This is a genomic window from Acinetobacter sp. AS5, from assembly GCF_048957595.1.
Taxonomy (GTDB): domain Bacteria; phylum Pseudomonadota; class Gammaproteobacteria; order Pseudomonadales; family Moraxellaceae; genus Acinetobacter.
In genome coordinates, this window is the sequence record NZ_JARDAL010000059.1 from 1 (window position 1) to 18,998 (window position 18,998).

The following is an 18,998-nucleotide window of genomic DNA, read 5'->3' on the forward strand; positions in this document are numbered from 1 at the left end:
TATTTTGGCACCACTATAAATCAATAACTTACGTCATTAGGACGGAAGAAAGTTTACATCCAGTTGTAAAAAACTTTCGCTTGTATTTTGGCACCACTATAAATCAATAACTTACGTCATTAGGACGGAAGAAAGTTTACATCCAGTTGTAAAAAACTTTTGCTCGTATTTTGGCACCACTATAAATCAATAACTTACGTCATTAGGACGGAAGAAAGTTTACATCCAGTTATAAAAAACTTTCGCTCGTATTTTGGCACCACTATAAATCAATAACTTACGTCATTAGGGCGGAAGAAAGTTTACATCCAGTTGTAAAAAACTTTCGCTCGTATTTTGGCACCACTATAAATCAATAACTTACGTCATTAGGACGGAAGAAAGTTTACATCCACATATAAAAAAGTTTCGCTGGGTGCCTATATTACATTGGTTAACTTACATTGTAATTGTGAATATTTCTCATATAAGGCACTGTTTTTCATAGTCTTATTTATTAAGAAATTACTGTTAAAAATGCATTTAATCGTAGTCTAATTAACGAATTGATGCTATAATGTCTACTCAGAATGCCTATGGGAATTCGAGATATGCAATTTCAATCATTTAGTCTTAGACATCAAAAAATACTCATTAACTTCAATGTGTTTAGCTCTGGCTCGTCTGATATTTTGCTAAAAGGTGTTTTATCTGCCGAATTGCTTATTCTAGTTGATAATTTAAATGCATTTTATTCTGCAGAAGACGGTAGATACGTTGTATCAGCTGAAAAAGTTAACCACGTTACAGGTCTAGATTTTAATAAGAAAACTATCAACCAGATCATGCGAGAAGCTTGTGATTTATCATTTATGATTGATACAGATGTGAAGCAAGCTGCAGCACCTATGATTGACGAAATTCAAATCTTATCAAGTGGCGATATTACTTTTAAACTCACTAAAAGTTTTGATTTTTTTAGAAATTCTCTTAGTTTTAAAAGCATATATGAGAAGCTACCATACAGGTTCACTACTTCTAAACTAGAGTTACCGCAGATCGGTCAACAAATAATGTTAATTGCGTAATTAGGCCTCTGACGAGGCTTTTTTATTGTCTAAAATTTAGTTAGTATATACACAGCTTTAAAGCGAAAAGACTACAACGTTAGTTGGGTTGCAAATATATTTTTAGTTTTATTTTTTAATTCAATCTCAGGCAATGTACGTTGTACGTTGTTTAAAGTGGAGCAGTTATGCAAGATTCTTCACAAGTCTGCATAAGTAAAGGAATTTCAGAAGATGAAATTTTTGGATTATCGCAGTCAATCAAAGACTCAATTATTAATGCCGAAACAAAAACCATGGATCTCTTGGGTTACGGCAACAAAATCAGTAATTTCATAGTCGAATGTTATCTAGATATTCCAGTTGTTGATCAATTCGTTTTTTACTTAATGCTGGTGAATGCCAAAAATAAGTATGCACATCAGCTGCAGCGCGTTATCGCTGAAAAACCTGAATTATCCCAAATTGAAGCATTACAACTAGCGAACAACTTTGTTCTGAATTTTGAATACATCCGTCAAATTCTTTTATTCAAAAATAAAGCTAATTACCTCAGCAATGGCCGTATCAAATCTTTGGCATGGAATACGCTAAATAGTGTTGGTAAAGTGATGCTACCAATGAGCTCTTTACGCCAAATGGACAGCGAACCATTTTCAAGAAATGACGTAGACAGCGTAACTCATAAAAGAATGTTTGCCAGTACGGGCTATTTTGAATTAGATAACAATGCGTTTATTTGCTATCAGCTTGAAGAAACGTTGATTGCCAATCTGTCTGAATTAGATTTTGATAAAAAAGGGCGCTACACAGTTCTCGACACTTTAACGGTTCTTGGATTTAAGGACCGTTTTGATCTTTATATGTATAACTTGATGAAGATCAATGAGTTTCGTGGCGAAGTGGTTATTCCTTACATTGACTTCAAAGCATTAACCGAATTTTCAGTAGAATTTAAATACAAAGCAAGTGATTTTTACCGTAAACGACTTCTTGTTTCATTAGAAAGACTGAATAGCAATCTATCTATTGAATTATTTATTTCTGTTAAGTATGAACCATGCAATAAGCGTACACCAGATCGTGACGATTTTTGCAATTATCGTTTTCAGATTCAGTTGAAGTCCAACTATCGTAAAGCGCTTAATACATTAAATGAAATGTGTGCAAAGGTTCAGGATGAACAGGGCAATGAGCTTAAAATCAGTAATGCGCTCTTCACTTCAGCAATTCGATTAAATAATGGTGAACCTGAAAAAGTAATAGAACTTGTTAAGGATCGTTTAGCTGCTTATACAACTAAGAATGGACCATCATATTTAGCTAAAAATCTTAATTTGGTTGCGTCTTATGTTACGCGAGCTCTAGAAGATCTATATAAAAGTAATCACTTCTTTGAAAGATTCCTAAACGATATGAAGCAAGCAGATAATTTACTTTATCTGAGAAATCGTGATAAGAAAGTTGAGATCGAAAACAAAAGTGCATCTACTTTCTCAAGCGAATTCATTAATATTCGCGACAAAGTTGATGTTACCACTTGTGAAATTCTTACAAACGCTGAGTACATTTCAAAGAAAACGGAAGCTACTGTAATTATTGATTATGCTTTCATACGTAATTCTATTTTTATTACACATCCTCATTTGCGCCACCAGCGAAATGCAGACGAGAAAAAATACATAGATCTCGTGTGTGAAAGCACAAAGCTTTGCCAAATATTCTTTGGTACGGGTAATGAAAATAAAAAAACGTTAACTCAAAACTATTTAACAGAACTCCTGTTTGAACATTTTTTTGATGATAATTTCCACTTGAACTCAGATGTATTGAAGAATCTTCTAAAAAAAGATAAGGACTATTGGGTACAAGAAAAGCAAAAGACATTTATGCGGTTGTGGAAACTTGCAAATGAGTTCAGTTTAAAAGCTATTAGTCCAGCGAACTACAACGGTAAAGAGAGTTCAGACAATGAATAATAAACTTTATTTATGTGCAATTTTTACGGCTACTATATTGAGTAGTAGTGCAAATGCCGATTTTAGTGATTGGTATAAAAAAGCAACTTCAAATGAAGAATCAACTCAGCAAGTGCCAGCTCAACAACAGCAAGCACCTGGTCAAGTTCAACAGCAAGCACCAGTTCAGGTTCAGCAACAGCCGATACAGCAAAGACAATATAATTCTAATCGGAACACCACAGCTACGCGTTACCAAAACAATAATGCAAATATCACTGGTGATTCTGGCCTTGAAGCACGAATGAATAACTTGAATTCGACCATTGAGAATCTAAACAAGTCATCAAAAAGTGGTGACAACCTCACGAATAACTATCTAAATATTGTTCAATTCATAGTGATAAACGAAGAAACACGTAAATTGGATGGTAAAGACAATACATCACTGATCAATAACATGTTGGCTGGTATTGTGAGTTGTCAGAATAAATACAAAGTCGATGTTATACAAAAAGTGAATAATCAACTCCCAAGAGATGTTGCTAACACCGTACAACGGTATTTAAGCCAGAATGGACGCTCTATTGGTGCAAACGGCAACTGTTTATACTAATTAAACCCCCCTTTTAAACCGTCCTTAAAAGGCGGTTTTTTTTATTCTTAAAACATACCTATTTATTTTAAAACCACATTCTATATACTACTAACAGTTTAATGCATATTAATGTGGGTTTTATCATGATCAGTTCTAAAACAATATATGAACTATATCAATTGCTCAATCAATCCGAAGTACAAGAATTAAAATCATCTATAACTGAGACTTTTGGTGCAGATGTGGAAAGTGAAGTTGATAAAAGCCCGGTCTTACAGCAAAAGATCAATTATTTTATTTATCAATATATACATCTCAAGCATCCAGAAAGAACAGACAAGATCTTGTTCGATGCAAATGAGTCAGCTCACGAGGATGTAAAAACAGAACACCTTAAAAGTGAGCCAGTACCCTTATTAAAAGATTTTGTATCAAACAGCAGCAATAAAAGTTTAGCACCTGAAGAACAAAAAGATGTAGTTGCAGTCACTTTACCAGCCGAATTGTCTGACATTCCTGTTGAACCAACAAATCAAAACAATACAGGAAATAATGAAGTAAAACATGACTATAACATTATCCTTGATGGTCGAACTAAGCTAAATATATTGCTCGAAAGATATTTAAGTGGTGTTGATGATGTGGCTCGTGAAATCATTGTGAAGTGCTTTCTTGTTATCTCTGTATTTGTAGCACTGATCTCTCTTGCTATGGTTTTTCTGAATACGACCAATATTAACCAGATCCAAGAAATGTATGACATTGGCCATAAAACATTCCTATTCCAATATGCTGAAGTCTGCAATGTAAATGTTGAAGTTGCAAAAGCGAATCCATGTGTTATCTCAGAAATCAATAAACGTATTTCTGAACTATCAAATAGCAGATTTTGGAACACGTTCGGGTTGGTGCTTTTCTCACTTTTATCGTGCTTTTTCTTCTACCATATCTCTACTTACCGTGATTCTAAAGATAAGCACAACGGCTAGTCTTAAAAGGGGGTAGGGTGTTTTAAAATGGTCTTAAATGGCCATTTTTTTATTTTAATAACAAAGTTTTATAGTTGATAAAAGGTATTCTAAAAGTATAATAGATACACTCTTAAAACTGGAATGCATTGTGCTTTTTAAAATTCCAAAAACGGGTGAGATTGATTCAAGTGAACAATCGATGACAGGCCTGGTACTCAAATCGGCATACAACTTAGTTGCCATTTTCAATATTTGCTACATCTTTGTAGTTGTATTCTTTGTGTTTGAAATGTTTTTAAATACAACGATATACAAGATTAAATATCTACCAGAAACCCTCAATACTCCATCATATATATTGCAAATCATCATATTCATTTTATGTTTTTCTTCAGTTCTGTATGCGATAAACAAAATGTTTGATGAAAAGTACATCCCTACACGCAAAGAAATCTATCTATTCCTTATCTCTTTTACTATCAATAGTTTATTAATATTTTTTTTAGCTACCAAATAACACTGTAATACCAAGTTCCCACCGTAGCCTAAGCAAAAGTTACCTATTTTATTTGGTTTTAAAAGCAGTCTCAAGGGCAGAATTAAAACACAAAAAATAAAATTAATAGTTTTAAAAAATATTTTTTAAAACTAAATCAGTGATAATATGTAACCAATGTTAAGTTTAAGAAAGTATATTATGTCTGATATTCGCAGCATCTATTTTTACGGTAATAATAAAAGTATCAAATTGGGTAAAAACCCAATCTTAAATACTGTCTTTGAAATTTTTCCAGCCACTAAAACCCCTTTAAAGCGGATTCTTAATCATAAACACCAGTGGGTTAGTAATTGCGCTTTTTACGTGCCTAACGATGTGAAAAGTGAATGGGTTAAAACGGTAACACTTTCAATTTTGACAATCTCAATTATGGCTTCCTTCCGTAATGCAATTGCACAGCAAAAAGGGTTGTCACCAAACGATGAAGCGCTTGATGAAGAGGTAGAGAACCTTGTGCCAGATTCGTTATTCAATTCTGCTATTGAATTATCGGATCTTAAAAAAAGTTTATTAGAAGTTTTGCCAAATTTAATGAGCGAATACCTTGCACAAAACTTTGGTGAATACGAAAGCATTATTACAAACGGTGTAGCTAAGCTTTTTATTGATAACCATGAATTTTTGGATAAGCAACTTGATTCTGATGCTGGAACAGATAATCAGATTTCAATGTTGAATTTTACTGACAATGCAGATGAATTATTTCACACAACAAACTATATTTTAGTCCGTATTGCTGATTCAAATGAAAACTTGAAAATCAACTTTACTAACAGCAAACCACATGCAGAACACTTAGGCCGAATTCTGCATACATTGTTGGGGGATGAAAGTTTTGAGATCTCAAAAGGTTCAATTGAGATACCTAATGACGAAGATGGCCAAGAAATTTTCATCTTTGAAAAAGAAACGAACTTTATTGATTTTTACAATTCATTATTGCTGGAAGTTAGTTTTTTTCTAGATCATGCAACAGTCTTAGAGCATATAGAAAAGTATGCACCAATTAACCAAACACTAAGCAGTTTGAGTGAGAATTTAGAAAAGAATATTAACTTTGTCATTTCTTCATTCAAAGAAACTCGCGATCTATCTGCATATTTAGAAAGCCGTGCTCAAATCATAGGGTTGATTCATGAAGCTGCACAAATCGCCAGCATTGAAATACAGCCAGTTGCTCAGGCTAAGGACCTTAAATCGTTAATTGAATCGCATCACCTGGTTACTTTTAATGATAAAGACACCTTTAAACAATTTAATTTATTTTGAGGTGAATATGAAATTTGTTATTAAAAATGGCATTGGTACACGTAAAGTCGAAGTGGATCTCGCATTAGATATACCATTGGTGCTACAAAAATCCATTTCTGTAATTGAGTATGAAGATTTCTTTAAATATTTTAGTGAGCAACATTTTCACATTTGCAAATTTAGAACGTTGAACTTTAAAGGTAATAGAGTAGAGGGAAGTAGTAAGGAATTAAATCGCTTTATCTGGCTTGCTATGGCACATCAAGCTTATATGGAGCGTAAAGCTTTACTACCAAGTAAATATATTGCGGATCTAGAAGCTTCAATTTCAAGCATGTTTAATTTAGAGAGCGAATCGCGAGAATGGTACCGAGCTATTCACAAAGCCATAGATGCTTACCTTAAATCACAATTTCCTGAAGCAATAGAGTTTTTACCTTCCAATATTGCACCACTGGATGAAGTGACTAAAATTCTTATGCAAGAAGTACAGCCAGTGATACCAGTTGCAGACGAGCCAGCGAAGCTTTATAGCTGATTCTAGAAATAATTAAGACATAAAAAAACCATCTAAAAATCAGATGGTTTTTTTGTTTGTGTTTTTATAATTTTGCGAATACTTCAGGATTGTCATTCATAAACTGTTCAATGAAATCATTGTCTAATTCGACATGTTTTGGAAGCTTCTCATGTTCACGAACAATGGATTTTATAGATTCAATATTTTGCTGATTGAAAACAGGTGTTGTACGGCTCTTATAGCCAGTATCAGCCATCGCATAGCGATCATCAAACATACCTGAAGAAGTATTAGAATCGACTTCTGAGTCGCTTATAGATAGTGTTAAGTTGCGGTCTTCAGCTAACTTTAAAATGAATTCGTCAGAGATAAAGTTACGTAGCTCATGCAGCATAGATTCAACTTTATTGTGTTTAAAAAGCACCTTTGCAATTGAACGACAAGATAAGAAACCTTTTGTGATGTTTAGATCTAGTAATTTTTGAGGAATGATTGGATCGCTTTTCTTGTTGCTATTCGCGATCTGTTCAACTTCTTCATCAGTCATAGAAGCAATAATGTTTTTAAAGAAATTGCCATATTGAAACTTTTCAATTTTCTCCAGCATTGTCACTTGTTCTGTATCTAATAAGCAAAAAGAAATAGGTTTAAGCTTGCGTTGGTCCGTTTTGCTTAAACTGCCATTTTTGTTTAAGCGGTTCTCTTTGGTTTTAGCGATAGTTTTAGAGTTAGTCATTTTAAACACCTTTCAATATGTTTTAAACTTTGGTTAATACCAATAATCATATTATAAGCGGTTTTAGCTAAAATACAAAAAATGAACATTTTGTTTTTTTAAAAAAATCTTTTAAATGTTTTTCGTATATACTATAAGAATATCTATCTTAAAAGGTATAACGCGTGATTAAAACTGATACAGGCGATACGATTGGAGAGGGTTTAACGAATCCTCAGGATGAAGTTCTAGCATTGTTAGAAGAATGCTTAAACTCTGAACAATATACAGCTCGTATTACTTATATATGTGAAGATGGCGGTCAATTAGTAGGTAAAAAGGCAGCTTTAAAGATTTTAAAGGAACAAGAGGACAATGGTTTAATGCTGGTGCCAATACCAGTCTTAGGAAAACAACTAAGAGTCTGGAGTGGTTTAAGTAAAACCAAAATGTCTAGTCACATAGGCTTGTACAACAATATACAGTGGTCAAAGTTTGAAAGTGGCGAAAAGTTAATAACAAAGCAAGCGTGGACATTACTTCAACTTAGACTTGGGGTTCATCCAAAATACAAATTGGTTTTAAAAAATGAATTAGATGTCGAGTGAATTATATGTTAGTGAAATTAGCCCTTAGTGGTCATGCTTCTCCAGAAGCTTTAAGTAAATTTGAACGTATCAAAGCGTATGTGCCAGATAGCGCACCTGTTTTGGTCACATACTTTAATAAACAAGTTTTATTAAGTGATCTACTGGTTAATTTTTCTAATTTTTTACCATCGCTCGAAATCACAAAAGATAAAGACATGCTGGTTACGATTAGAGGAAATGAAACACCTTTAGTCGAATTTATTGTCAATTTAAAACTATACAGCATGAAATTAGGCAAACTTTTCTTTGAATTTGAGAATCAATTTAAAGAAAAAGAGCAAGACTTTAAGGACTTTATTAAACGTCACAAACTTAAAGGTTTTGATCATGCCAATTTTGTTAATTACGTGAAACTAGGTGCATATGATAGTGCTTTAGACATTATCAAACACCAGTACGAAAGCGTTAAAAAAACATTCTTTGTACTGTTTAAAGATCGTTTCACCCTATTAGAAAGCAAGGGTTTTATTTAAGGATATTCTATGGAAATGTTAGATCCATCAAACACAAACCCTGGACTCTTTTTAGTCATAATGGCTACGGCAATTGGTACCATACTTTTTGGTTTTTTAATGGTCGCTTTAATTGCACGATATAAGTTCAAGATTAAAGTTACGGTATCTAGTTTTATAGCTGCAGTTACTTTATCTGTATTTAGCTTTATATGCTTTGGTTCACTTGGTCCGATGGAACCTAAATACAGTACTTCAGTTGTTCAGCTTTATGCGTTGGGCTTACTGGCTGGTACTTTAATATTAAATATAGTTCTTCTGAAATTATTCAGCCCTAAAACTATTGAACAGTTAGCTTTGAAAGGTTTTAATAAGTCAGAAAATGAACAAAAAGAGCATTACAAAAACATCTTAAAAGAGTTTAAATGCATTACTGATTTGGAAGATAAAAACAAGCTTAATAAGCGCAGTTTTAACTTGTTAAATGTTTTTAAAAATAAAGGAAAACAAAATGTTTGATTTTAAGATGAAATCTTTGTGTGTTTTGGCTGTTGCCGGATCTCTTTTAACTGGTTGCGTATCTAGTACTATTGATGGAATGGGTTCTAAACGCAAACAAATCATGTTGTATTCTGAAAAAGAATATCTTCAGCAAAGTACTCAGTCTTACAACAACATCATCACGACTGCTAAACAGCGTGGATTGATTGTGAATAACGCTCAAGTAAATAGAGTAGCAAAACGTCTTATCGCACAAGTTCCACATTATCGAGCTGACGCAGCAAATTGGAATTGGGAAGTTAATACAATCCGAGATAATGAAATCAACGCGTTTTGTCTATCTGGAGGCAAGATCGGTGTGTTGACTGGTTCTATCACAAAAATTAATGCAACTGATGATGAATTGGCTGCACTGATCGGCCACGAAATTGCACATGCTTTACGTGATCATGGGCGTGAAAAGGTAAGTAAAAAGCTTTTAACTGGTTTAGGTGTGCTTGCAGCTAGTTCGGCTGGTCTAGGTGACATGGTTGTATCTGGCACAAGCTTACTAGGCGATTATGGGGTTAACTTACCTGGTTCGCGCAAACTTGAAAGTGAAGCGGATCTTCTAGGTGTTGATATTATGGTTCGTGCTGGTTACAACCCACAGGGCGCAATCAGCTTTTGGAATAAAGTAGTAGCCCAAGAAAAACAGGGCACTAAAATTGATTTCTTATCAACGCATCCTACTTCAGAAAAACGAATTGTAGAGATCCAAGACTACATCAACCAAAATTACAGGAAATAATAAAAGGAGCTGGTTATGGATATTTACACAGTTATCCGAGTGAGCAAAAAGTTGTTTGACCACGGTTATGTTGTAATACCAGAACACAAAGTAGATTTTAAATCGGCTTTACTGCTCTTAAATGAACAAACCGTTGATGATCGATTTCTAATATCTAAAGATATAGTAGGTGCTGAAATCAGAGGGAATTTTGCCTTAATTGAAAAGGAGGGGAAGTTTCAATTGTTCACCAAAGGAATAGATTACTTTTGTTTGAATGTTGAGCCTGAAAAATCCAGTACTGATCCTAAACCTGAAAAAGAGGTAAAAAAGAGTAATGTTGTTCTCAAAAACCGTTATTTATATAAAAGTGGCGTGAAGCAGATCGGGGAGCTGGACACGTACAAGAAAAGAAGCGTCAAGATTACGAATGTAGGAAAACCATTTGTACTAAAACAAAAATTGCATGACGTTCCAGATTGGCTTTTTGAAAAGCTAAAAGACCAAGAGGTATGTTGGATCTATTTTGAATATGCTGAAGAACAATTATCAGAAGCACCAATAGAAACTGCACCAATCAATTTAAAAAGTGACATTGAAAGTTGTGTTAAATACTTTAAGTTACATGGTGAAAAAACAAGAAAAAAACCAATTATCAATGCTGAAGCACCAGGTAACGTAAACCTATTCAGATATTGTGATTTACGGCGCATTGATCAGGAATTAAAAGTCTTATTTGTTTGTAGTGAAAACTATCTTTGGTTACTGGAACAAAATAGACAAGATCCACTACCTAACATCAAATTAAACAATATTAGTTTTGGCGGTTGGATCATTCCCAAGACGACAAACCAAGATATGTTAAATAAGCTAATAATGTTAGATAAAGAATTGAAAACGAATCCAGGTGCTTATCATCTAAGGGATTAAGAAAGGTTTCGGCAAGAAACGCCCCTCAACAAAAGTTCTGTTTCTTGCCTACACCTTAGAGGTCAATAATGAAAACAAAAAGCCATTCCCTTACGAAAGTTCATGACCTTAAATTATCAATAGTTTAATACACCTACAATAAAAAAGTTTTAGTGATCGTGGTGATCTGTTTCAATTACGTCATTATTGTTTGCATTAAACTTAGCTTGCTCTTTATAAAAATTATAGTCGGCATTGTCGTATACAAGCTCTTTTGGGTAAGGGATACCAATTTCATCAAGCTTTAAAGCGTAATAATGCGGTATTGGCTTGGTTGGATTGAAGTATGGTTCAGGGTAGTACTGAGTAACGACTTTAGCGGAGTAGGAGTTAACGAGTTGATCTACATCGCTTTCTATTGTTTTTTGTTGGTCATTGTAATAAGAGTCAACAAGCTCTTTGTCTGAGTGGCTTGCTGCACAACCTGAAAATATTAAAGGTATTAAAATAGCGATAATTCTATAATGTTTCATTTTAAATAGGCTCAGGTGTAGTGTATATTTAATGGAACGTTAAAATACTTTAGATTATACATGACTTTTAAAGATGCTGTAACACCACCTTTTAGCAGAGGAAAAAGAGAACATAAGTTCTTGGCTAAAATGTTAAAATCTGAAAAAGATAAGATTAAGCTTTATACCAAAAGCTTAAGAAAAATTACTTTTAATGAGCTTTTAATTAGAGCAACTTTAATCTTAGTTGTGGTTTTTGCGTTAAGTTTTTGTATCTTTGGCGTATACCTATCTTTGAACGGTTTATTTTCAAAAGATGTGCATTTAGGAATTATTGGCATTATAGGTGATAGTAGTAGAATAATATTATGTACCATCTCAGCTATATTGTGTGCGGTTACAGCCTTCAAATTGTTTAAGAAAGCAAAAATTGACTGGAAAGAACATCAGTCATCAAAACGATATGCCAAAGCAATAACGAAAGAGTACCAGTCATTAAATAATTTGATTTTGGAACAGATTAAACAAGATAAAACAGGCAGTTATTGGCTGAACAGCAAAGAGATCCTGAGCATAACAGAGCAATACGAAGATAACATAAATGAAAACACAAAAGATTATCTGGTAAGTTTTACGCAAGATACGACTAAAAAGTATGTTAGGTTTTACATATATAATAATTCGCATATCTCTAATGGGTATACCAATGTTTTACATATACACTCGACTACTTTAACAATTTATTCACATTGTCTAAGTTATTCGGATTCGTTAAGTGTTAAAGACCTTTTAGCTATTTCTGTTAAAAGTATTTGCATAAATTATTAGTTTTACTATAATACTTTTAAGAACAAAATTTAAATGTTTCTTACGACATTAAAAGAATGGGAGGCTTATAGCTTCCCATTTTTCTTTTTAAAATAACTATTATTTTTCTAAAACATCATTTGCCTTTTTCTCAAAACCCTTAACTTCTGCTAAAAGTTCTTTATTTTGGGCCATTGTGTCAGTAAAGGTCTGTTTCGAGAATTTAATGAATTCCAATGCATCATTGATTGATTGTTCTTTGCTGGGCTTCACGTACTTAGGCAGCTTATTGAATTCAGTATCCACATTTCTATTGATCGCAGAAAAGTCTTTATCAAGCGACTCGAATGCTGCACTGGTTGACTCAAGCTGTATACGTTCAGAAACTCTATGGTCGATGTTTTGGAACACCAGGAACACACATACAAAAACTAAACTAGCAATTAAACTATTTTTTAGAACAACTGTATCCATTTTTAAACCCTTTAACATTTCTTTGATATTTTTAGTATAATCACTTCAATGTCTTTAAAACTTTTTTTAAAAAATATGTCTAAAGCCTCTAACGTTGAGCTATTAAACTTTTATAGTCTTGTGGAAGTACCTTTTAAATATGCTCACAAAGAGGTGTTGTTCTCCATTTCTATTTTATATTTTAACGGTAAAACTAAATCATACGTTCATTATCACAAATTTGAAGATGAAGAATTGCAGACTGTTCTAGGGTATGTGGTTTCGGAGAGTCTGGCGTGGACCTTTGGATCTTTGAAAACTGATAAATTCACTGTTAATCAGAATTTTATTTTCAATACAGTGCAAGAAGTTGAAAAATGCCTTAAAGAACAAATAAATGCTGTATATAAAAGCACGGGTATAAATGCTAAGTTTTCCATGCAATATGCCTTAAAGGATAAGCCATCTGCAGAAAACAACGACTTATTAGAGAAGATATTTGCGATTGATAAAATGCTACCATTTGCTTTTACATTTAATATTAACGGCGGTTATGAAGTTGCATTAAAAGAATGTTCGTTAAAACTAATTAATGATATTGGGTTTTTCGCTTAAAAGTCCTTAAACTATTAAATACCACTTCATTAATACTTATTTTTAATTATAATGTGGGGTATTAGTAGTTTTAAGTTAGGTCATTAAGTAGTGAATAAGAAAACCCTTACCATAGCGATATTGTCAGTTTTACTATTTGGTTGTGATAAGTTAGAGCCTTCAAATACTGATACTGCATCTCAAGAAGAACAAATAGATCCCATTGAAAAGAAAGTTGAGGAACAAGTTCGCAAATATGATGAACGTGTTACCACTTACAATCCATCTAACTACAAATTACCTCAATCAAGCCTTTCTACCACCAACCACAAAGTAGCGTGTAATTTTGGTGTAGGGGGAGATCTACCAGCTTTGGCATCAAATGGCATGTTCTCACAGCCGTTATATCGTATTGAAGCTGAGCAGATCATGGATAAAGTTCAGGGCGATGTGATGTATGCCCCTTATTCAATCGCAACATCTGTTGAGGGTGATGTTTTATATGAATCTGAAATTGATAGCTTTGATCGACAGCTAAATACATTACGAAGTTATCAAATTAAATCATCTGAACAAAATATCATTTCGTCATCTGGCTTTTACACCAATTCAAACAAAGCTGTTCGTATGGCACCTATCCGCAGTTACCCGGTTGCTTATGTGAAGCGCTTGGACGGCGATATTGTTTCTACATCTATGTTTAATGATGCATGCGACAAAGAAGTAGGTGTACGTAACTACAAATGGCGCGAAATTGATGTGTCGGGCAAACCATATGCAAGTTTGGCATCCACTGTATCTGAGCAGATTGTTCGGGTGAATCAGTTTGGCATGTTCACCAGTGCATCAAATTTTTACAGCTACTTCAGTAGTGAGTTTGGCAACTTCTTGGCTGCAAATAACAAGTTTAGATCCGCATTGGAGAAATCAGGACGTTTCCCTAAAGGTTCAAAAATCTACGTTCCATCTGAGATTAAAACGTCTGATGAAACACTGGTGATTACGAAGAACCCTGAGCTTGAAATTACAGACTTCCAAAAAGACAAGGTTTTAGAGGCATACAACAAAGAGGCCAAAATGCGGAATCTTGGCCAGATCGTATTCAAGGTCTACAACCTCAAAAACAATACTGTTTTCTATACACCATGGAATGAAACCAAGCACCGTGAAGCGGTCGAGTTTGAACCTATTGTTGTTATCGATGGCAAGGCTTATTCAGCAGTTTGGCATGTTCCTAATACTTTGACATTCAATGATTCGACCAGTGCTGGAAACTTAACGTATTACAACGCTACGGCGCATAACGCATTCGTCAATGCTGTTAAAGGTATATACCAAGGTCAGCAAAGCATGGTTGGTACAGAGCACGAAGATGATACCGAATATTCAATGAAGACTGCAGTTGAATACCAGAAAGCTCAGGCAGAGAAATAATATGGAATTAAGCACTATTGAAAAGAATACCGAAGCTCAAGACATTCAATCTGATGCGTATGACCAGCGTGTACATTCAGTATTGATAGTACCTGAACATGCCCTAAAAAAAATTGAGTCGATGATTTTGGCTACTGGTCATGTACAAAGTGACAGTACCAATCTTTTAGAAGTTTTAAGGCCAATGCCTGAAGAATTCAGAAAAGACGTTGATAACACCGAATTTACAGAAAAAGAAAACGGCGACATCGGTGATGCAGCCGTGGTCATTGTTGATGGTTTGATTCACGACACAAAACGCGGTGTTTGGATCTCTCAAAATTGGGGTTGTGGTAGTCCTAAATTCACCAAGCTTATTCAGGCTGGAGCTGAGCCACCAATTGAACTGATTGGCAAAAATAAGGGGGATAAGTTTAGTGCGACTTTAACGCACGAATTTCAAAAAGCGTATGAGCGAATGGGTTATACCCAAAAACAGGTCGGTTTTATACACATCCTATCAAATGGTGCACCAACGACTTTCTTTAACTACCTGAGTGACGAATTGCTGTGCAAACTGGAATTCATATCAGTAGACAACAACCGTTTAAACGCCTCACAAACTAACTTTTACAGTGCCGTAGAGCGAGGATCTGTTTCAGATTGGGGAGTGAGCTATCACAGAAAACCTTTTAACTTAGAAAATTACCCGATCAATTCTCTATTGGTGTCGGGATTAACAATAACTTTTATTTTGTACCTGATTTACAGCTATCTTTTTGGAGCTTAATAACAAATGAAATATTTAAACAGACCATCTCAAAACCGCGAAAACCATCATTACTTTAATCAACAACAGGGCGACAATAGAAAACAGCACAATCCGAACCATCATCACCACTCTATTAGCTTAAATGATGTATTTCGGTCGTTATTAGCCCTTACTCAACTAGACAAAGACATCCCGACATTGATCAAGCTTTTTGAAGAACAAGGGCTTGAAATATGCGAAACGCGTGTACGCACTTGGTCAACACCCGTGCATATCAACAATAGACCAATACCACACATTATTTTTGTTGGCTTTATGAAATTACTTGAGCGCATCAATGCTGAAGCGAAACTCAAAGATATTAATCTGTTTGATCTGTCAGAGATCTTGGACGATATACGCAACTAACAATTAAGTGGTTTAGCTATGACTGAAGAAATAAATAGTAATGAAAAAAAAGATGGTCCTATTACGGATGTAGGTAAAAAGTTTGCTGGTGCACGTAAAGACAACCCATCACCAGACTTTTCAGGCAACATGAATGGAATTAAGTCTGACAGCCTAGTGACTAAAAAGGAATATTGGCAAAAGCCTGATTTTAGAGCTGATGCCCAATCTGGCCACAAACCTGTAAAACATGCACTATTATTTTCTTTGGTCTATGCAAACTTAACCAACAAGCCTTTAGGGGGTGGTTGGTTTAGCATAGGTCAAAAGCAATGGGATGATGCCTACATTGCTACACTACACTTCTTAAAAAACAAATATGAAAGCTCACACTACGAACTTTTAGAACAACTGACAGACGACTTTAATGCGTACATGACCGTTAAGTTTGGTGCTGGACGAAGTGAAAAAGATATTTTAGAACGCTACTCAGCTGGACGACATACCAATCGCAGAGTTAAACACCCACTATCATTTAGTTCAGACACACAGTTACGCTTAAATAATCTAATCCCTTTAGGATGGCCAGACGATCGTGTACTTGATGCAGATAATTATGGTGCCAAAAAGTTATTAAACACTGAGACTGGTCAATATAAGTGGTATGCCGTTAAATCCATTTCAGCAAAGCGCTTTCAAACACTAGATAATTGGACAGAATACGACACATTCAATGCAGCACTAGAAAAAGTAAAAACATTTTTTCAGCCAATTTTAGATGAACGAGTCATAGAACCCAAAAAAGGACGCGCAAAACCCCCAAAAAGACCGCGCTACGACAGAGTTGAAGTACGCGAGGGTAAGGACCATCGAAAGGGTGAAAACATCGATAGCCAGTTGCTTATGGACTATTTCAAATTTTCTGGAGTCGAGTTCGGTAATTGGGTAAATCAAAAGGAACGTGCATGGTTTCTGAATTGCACGTATGACTCACTAATGGATCTTGTCGAACTTCTAGGTCTACCCGTTACGTTCGCATCTTTAGGCGGTAAGCTAGGAATAGCATTCGGTTCGCGTGGCACAGGCGTTGATAGCGCAGCAGCTCACTTTGAACCAGGTAATATGCTTATTCATTTGACCAAGACGCAAGGTGTTGGAGCACTAGCCCATGAGTTCGCGCACGGATTTGATTGTGTTTTGGCAAAACGAAACGGACTCAATAATAACTTTTTTAGCGAATACTTTCTTTACACCAGTAAAGGGCGTTACTCAGTACAGAATCATCAAGAGTCAGCATACAAACATCTTAAAGATGGCCAGACTGCAGATAAGTTTATCAAGCTGGTTAATTATCTTACTTTTAAGTCAACCAAATACCTTGATTACGAAGAAAGACAAGGCGGTACGGGCTTTATGAATAACGCCATGCACCTAGATCAATCACGGTCAATGTATTGGTCACAGCCAACAGAAATCTTTGCCAGACTGTTTGAATGTTGGGTGACGGATAAGCTGGCTGAAAATGATCAACAAAATGGGTTTTTGGTGCACGGCACAGAAGAGTCGGCAAATAGTTGGAATATGAAGTTAAGCGCATATCCAACAGGCAGAGAACGGGCAATTTTAGTTGATTTGATGGATGATTGGCTAAAAGCATTAGTGAGGTCGTGGACGAAATGAATGCAATCACTAAGACCTCAAAAAAAGAACGGATCTTATTCAATAATCCCAAAGCAACACGACTTTACAGGGAAGCAATAACAGAGCTTATTGCGTTTAAACCTTGGGAAGTTAACGCCACTGAGAATATGCTTACGATCTGCAACACCTACCGCTATGTCGTGAATAAACGTTGTTGTTTAGGGTACGAGTTTTGGTGTTACGACCGAAGCGAAAAAGAATGGGTACGTGTTAAGCCCTCAAGCGGTCGCCACAACTATGGGAAAAACTGGTGCAAAACAAATGACAAAAACAATGGTCTACAAGGCAGTAAAACGAGCAGATTTTGAGTATTCAAACGCAGCGCGTGGATACGTGTATCGGGGAGAGAAAATATCTGATGCTGAAGCGGAAAAACTAAAGCATAAATGGGCTAAAAAAGACCTGATGGACAATGCAAAAAAAGATGGATCGTTCACACCAGAATCATTAGAAATGTTCAAAACCTTGGTGAATCATGTATCACCACGGGAGTTGACCGCCAAACAGCAAGCTTTGACATACCATAGCCTTAAACGCTACACAGATTGCGTATTTAACCTTTATGAAGTCACCGCTAAACAAACACCTCCAGCAAAACTAAAACGACCGTACAGCATGCCTAGACTGGATGGTACGGATAACCCTTGGAACCAAGGCAAACGAGAAAACGATGTCTATATATACAAGGGGATTGAGTACAAAGGCATTGAAGCGGAAACAGCAATGCATAAAGTGGTGATTGCATCAGAATTAACGGCAATTGCCGGATTGGATAATCAGTTAGCGAATCTGGCCAACGAAACAGGTGTAGCGTTGTTTTCAGAATTTATTGAAGTTGCACACCAGAACAATGATTTAAAGGATTTAACATATGTAGTTTTTGATTATGTAAAACATCTAATTGTGACGATTGATCGCTATTTTGATTTAAAACTGAAATCTAACGTGTCGGTCAGTATTTCAGTGAACCGAGTAGCTGGCTATTCAAGGTATAGCATAGTTCAACGGAAATAGACGCACGAACGCAACCAGTGACATTACATGTGTCGTCAATGACAGCTTATGTGTCTCGAACGTGCACGTAATTTTGGATTGATTGGTTTGAATGCAGAAAATGTAAATTATGCAAAGTAACACCATGAATATAGCTGATGATTGTACGGTAGTACGTAGACCGTATCAAAGAATGACGACAGCTAACATGCTTAAGATTTGTTATAATAAACAAATTGTTAGTATCTAAACGACACATGAGCTGTCATTTTTTGGAAATTGCGACTACCCTATTCATTTTAATTCGAACTTTAACTTATGTTCACCTGAAGTCTAGTTAATAAAACTTTTAATAATTTTATTTATTATTTTCAATAACTTATATAAATAAAAAAATAATTATAAATTTTTGGTTCATGAACCTAATGAATTTATTGATACTTTTATAAAATAGAGTTAATTTGTCC

21 protein-coding genes are annotated in these 18,998 nt (G+C 35.0%); 18 read left to right on the top strand and 3 right to left on the bottom strand.

Going from position 1 to position 18,998, the window contains the following annotated elements:
• The first annotated feature begins 590 nt into the window (after positions 1 to 590).
• The 6 genes from PV763_RS15285 (at position 591) to PV763_RS15310 (ending at position 6,921) form a co-directional block, all read left to right on the top strand.
• On the top strand, positions 591 to 1,067 hold the full coding sequence (locus tag PV763_RS15285) for a hypothetical protein (protein ID WP_044432065.1): 477 nt from the start codon (positions 591 to 593) through the stop codon (positions 1,065 to 1,067).
• A gap of 167 nt (positions 1,068 to 1,234) precedes the next feature.
• Positions 1,235 to 3,025: a hypothetical protein gene (locus tag PV763_RS15290; RefSeq protein WP_420938162.1), complete on the top strand. Its 1,791-nt coding sequence runs from the start codon at positions 1,235 to 1,237 to the stop codon at positions 3,023 to 3,025.
• Positions 3,018 to 3,620: a hypothetical protein gene (locus PV763_RS15295; protein ID WP_046127688.1), complete on the top strand. Its 603-nt coding sequence runs from the start codon at positions 3,018 to 3,020 to the stop codon at positions 3,618 to 3,620. Before PV763_RS15290 ends, PV763_RS15295 begins: the two co-directional genes overlap by 8 nt.
• A 125-nt stretch (positions 3,621 to 3,745) precedes the next feature.
• Positions 3,746 to 4,591, top strand: coding sequence for a hypothetical protein (locus PV763_RS15300; RefSeq protein ID WP_228199070.1), 846 nt, complete (start codon positions 3,746 to 3,748; stop codon positions 4,589 to 4,591).
• A 679-nt stretch (positions 4,592 to 5,270) separates the two neighbouring features.
• The gene (locus PV763_RS15305) at positions 5,271 to 6,401 is read left to right on the top strand and encodes a hypothetical protein (protein ID WP_044432052.1); all 1,131 of its coding nucleotides are present in this window, start codon (positions 5,271 to 5,273) and stop codon (positions 6,399 to 6,401) included.
• Positions 6,402 to 6,408: 7 nt separating this feature from the next.
• A complete protein-coding gene (locus PV763_RS15310) occupies positions 6,409 to 6,921 on the top strand; it encodes a hypothetical protein (protein ID WP_046127689.1) in 513 nt (170 codons plus the stop codon).
• A gap of 64 nt (positions 6,922 to 6,985) precedes the next feature.
• On the opposite strand, the gene PV763_RS15315 is transcribed toward PV763_RS15310, so the two are convergent.
• Complete coding sequence (locus tag PV763_RS15315; protein WP_096911489.1) at positions 6,986 to 7,639, bottom strand: hypothetical protein; 654 nt, start codon at positions 7,637 to 7,639, stop codon at positions 6,986 to 6,988.
• A gap of 164 nt (positions 7,640 to 7,803) precedes the next feature.
• On the opposite strand from PV763_RS15315, the gene PV763_RS15320 reads away from it, so the two are divergent.
• From PV763_RS15320 to PV763_RS15340, 5 genes are read left to right on the top strand one after another with little or no spacing between them, the layout of a single operon-like run.
• Positions 7,804 to 8,226 (top strand): hypothetical protein, encoded by a 423-nt coding sequence (locus PV763_RS15320; RefSeq protein ID WP_046127685.1) that lies wholly within the window; start codon positions 7,804 to 7,806, stop codon positions 8,224 to 8,226.
• A 5-nt stretch (positions 8,227 to 8,231) separates the two neighbouring features.
• Positions 8,232 to 8,741 (top strand): hypothetical protein, encoded by a 510-nt coding sequence (locus PV763_RS15325; RefSeq protein ID WP_046127684.1) that lies wholly within the window; start codon positions 8,232 to 8,234, stop codon positions 8,739 to 8,741.
• 9 nt (positions 8,742 to 8,750) lie between these two features.
• Positions 8,751 to 9,239, top strand: coding sequence for a hypothetical protein (locus PV763_RS15330; protein WP_044432045.1), 489 nt, complete (start codon positions 8,751 to 8,753; stop codon positions 9,237 to 9,239).
• A complete protein-coding gene (locus tag PV763_RS15335; RefSeq protein ID WP_044432043.1) occupies positions 9,232 to 10,011 on the top strand; it encodes a M48 family metallopeptidase in 780 nt (259 codons plus the stop codon). Before PV763_RS15330 ends, PV763_RS15335 begins: the two co-directional genes overlap by 8 nt.
• Positions 10,012 to 10,026: 15 nt before the next feature.
• Positions 10,027 to 10,920, top strand: coding sequence for a hypothetical protein (locus PV763_RS15340; RefSeq protein ID WP_044432041.1), 894 nt, complete (start codon positions 10,027 to 10,029; stop codon positions 10,918 to 10,920).
• Positions 10,921 to 11,069: 149 nt separating this feature from the next.
• On the opposite strand, the gene PV763_RS15345 is transcribed toward PV763_RS15340, so the two are convergent.
• Positions 11,070 to 11,432 (bottom strand): hypothetical protein, encoded by a 363-nt coding sequence (locus tag PV763_RS15345; protein ID WP_046127683.1) that lies wholly within the window; start codon positions 11,430 to 11,432, stop codon positions 11,070 to 11,072.
• A 60-nt stretch (positions 11,433 to 11,492) separates the two neighbouring features.
• On the opposite strand from PV763_RS15345, the gene PV763_RS15350 reads away from it, so the two are divergent.
• Positions 11,493 to 12,239: a hypothetical protein gene (locus PV763_RS15350; RefSeq protein ID WP_044432037.1), complete on the top strand. Its 747-nt coding sequence runs from the start codon at positions 11,493 to 11,495 to the stop codon at positions 12,237 to 12,239.
• Between the two features lie 99 nt (positions 12,240 to 12,338).
• Here the strand turns inward: PV763_RS15350 and PV763_RS15355 are convergent, their stop codons facing one another.
• Positions 12,339 to 12,692, bottom strand: coding sequence for a hypothetical protein (locus PV763_RS15355; RefSeq protein ID WP_044432035.1), 354 nt, complete (start codon positions 12,690 to 12,692; stop codon positions 12,339 to 12,341).
• A gap of 48 nt (positions 12,693 to 12,740) precedes the next feature.
• On the opposite strand from PV763_RS15355, the gene PV763_RS15360 reads away from it, so the two are divergent.
• The 6 genes from PV763_RS15360 to PV763_RS15385 all read left to right on the top strand — a co-directional run bounded on the left by PV763_RS15360 (position 12,741) and on the right by PV763_RS15385 (position 18,552).
• On the top strand, positions 12,741 to 13,286 hold the full coding sequence (locus tag PV763_RS15360) for a hypothetical protein (RefSeq protein WP_223213854.1): 546 nt from the start codon (positions 12,741 to 12,743) through the stop codon (positions 13,284 to 13,286).
• Between the two features lie 90 nt (positions 13,287 to 13,376).
• Positions 13,377 to 14,699 carry a hypothetical protein gene (locus tag PV763_RS15365; protein WP_043041615.1) on the top strand — a complete coding sequence of 441 codons (1,323 nt, stop codon included), beginning with the start codon at positions 13,377 to 13,379 and terminating at the stop codon, positions 14,697 to 14,699.
• A gap of 1 nt (position 14,700) precedes the next feature.
• Positions 14,701 to 15,468: a hypothetical protein gene (locus PV763_RS15370; RefSeq protein WP_043041614.1), complete on the top strand. Its 768-nt coding sequence runs from the start codon at positions 14,701 to 14,703 to the stop codon at positions 15,466 to 15,468.
• 6 nt (positions 15,469 to 15,474) lie between these two features.
• Complete coding sequence (locus PV763_RS15375; protein WP_042892771.1) at positions 15,475 to 15,858, top strand: hypothetical protein; 384 nt, start codon at positions 15,475 to 15,477, stop codon at positions 15,856 to 15,858.
• A gap of 18 nt (positions 15,859 to 15,876) precedes the next feature.
• Positions 15,877 to 17,517 (top strand): LPD1 domain-containing protein, encoded by a 1,641-nt coding sequence (locus PV763_RS15380; protein WP_046127682.1) that lies wholly within the window; start codon positions 15,877 to 15,879, stop codon positions 17,515 to 17,517.
• A 228-nt stretch (positions 17,518 to 17,745) separates the two neighbouring features.
• On the top strand, positions 17,746 to 18,552 hold the full coding sequence (locus PV763_RS15385; RefSeq protein ID WP_010591556.1) for a hypothetical protein: 807 nt from the start codon (positions 17,746 to 17,748) through the stop codon (positions 18,550 to 18,552).
• Positions 18,553 to 18,998: the final 446 nt, after the last annotated feature.

Coding starts and splice junctions, on each gene's coding strand:
- PV763_RS15380 (WP_046127682.1), top strand. CDS start 15,877: ATGACTGAAGAAATAAATAGTAATGAAAAAAAAGATGGTCCTATTACG.
- PV763_RS15285 (WP_044432065.1), top strand. CDS start 591: ATGCAATTTCAATCATTTAGTCTTAGACATCAAAAAATACTCATTAAC.
- PV763_RS15375 (WP_042892771.1), top strand. CDS start 15,475: ATGAAATATTTAAACAGACCATCTCAAAACCGCGAAAACCATCATTAC.
- PV763_RS15315 (WP_096911489.1), bottom strand. CDS start 7,639: ATGACTAACTCTAAAACTATCGCTAAAACCAAAGAGAACCGCTTAAAC.
- PV763_RS15305 (WP_044432052.1), top strand. CDS start 5,271: ATGTCTGATATTCGCAGCATCTATTTTTACGGTAATAATAAAAGTATC.
- PV763_RS15355 (WP_044432035.1), bottom strand. CDS start 12,692: ATGGATACAGTTGTTCTAAAAAATAGTTTAATTGCTAGTTTAGTTTTT.
- PV763_RS15300 (WP_228199070.1), top strand. CDS start 3,746: ATGATCAGTTCTAAAACAATATATGAACTATATCAATTGCTCAATCAA.
- PV763_RS15325 (WP_046127684.1), top strand. CDS start 8,232: ATGTTAGTGAAATTAGCCCTTAGTGGTCATGCTTCTCCAGAAGCTTTA.
- PV763_RS15330 (WP_044432045.1), top strand. CDS start 8,751: ATGGAAATGTTAGATCCATCAAACACAAACCCTGGACTCTTTTTAGTC.
- PV763_RS15290 (WP_420938162.1), top strand. CDS start 1,235: ATGCAAGATTCTTCACAAGTCTGCATAAGTAAAGGAATTTCAGAAGAT.
- PV763_RS15335 (WP_044432043.1), top strand. CDS start 9,232: ATGTTTGATTTTAAGATGAAATCTTTGTGTGTTTTGGCTGTTGCCGGA.
- PV763_RS15340 (WP_044432041.1), top strand. CDS start 10,027: ATGGATATTTACACAGTTATCCGAGTGAGCAAAAAGTTGTTTGACCAC.
- PV763_RS15350 (WP_044432037.1), top strand. CDS start 11,493: ATGACTTTTAAAGATGCTGTAACACCACCTTTTAGCAGAGGAAAAAGA.
- PV763_RS15310 (WP_046127689.1), top strand. CDS start 6,409: ATGAAATTTGTTATTAAAAATGGCATTGGTACACGTAAAGTCGAAGTG.
- PV763_RS15370 (WP_043041614.1), top strand. CDS start 14,701: ATGGAATTAAGCACTATTGAAAAGAATACCGAAGCTCAAGACATTCAA.
- PV763_RS15295 (WP_046127688.1), top strand. CDS start 3,018: ATGAATAATAAACTTTATTTATGTGCAATTTTTACGGCTACTATATTG.
- PV763_RS15345 (WP_046127683.1), bottom strand. CDS start 11,432: ATGAAACATTATAGAATTATCGCTATTTTAATACCTTTAATATTTTCA.
- PV763_RS15360 (WP_223213854.1), top strand. CDS start 12,741: ATGTCTTTAAAACTTTTTTTAAAAAATATGTCTAAAGCCTCTAACGTT.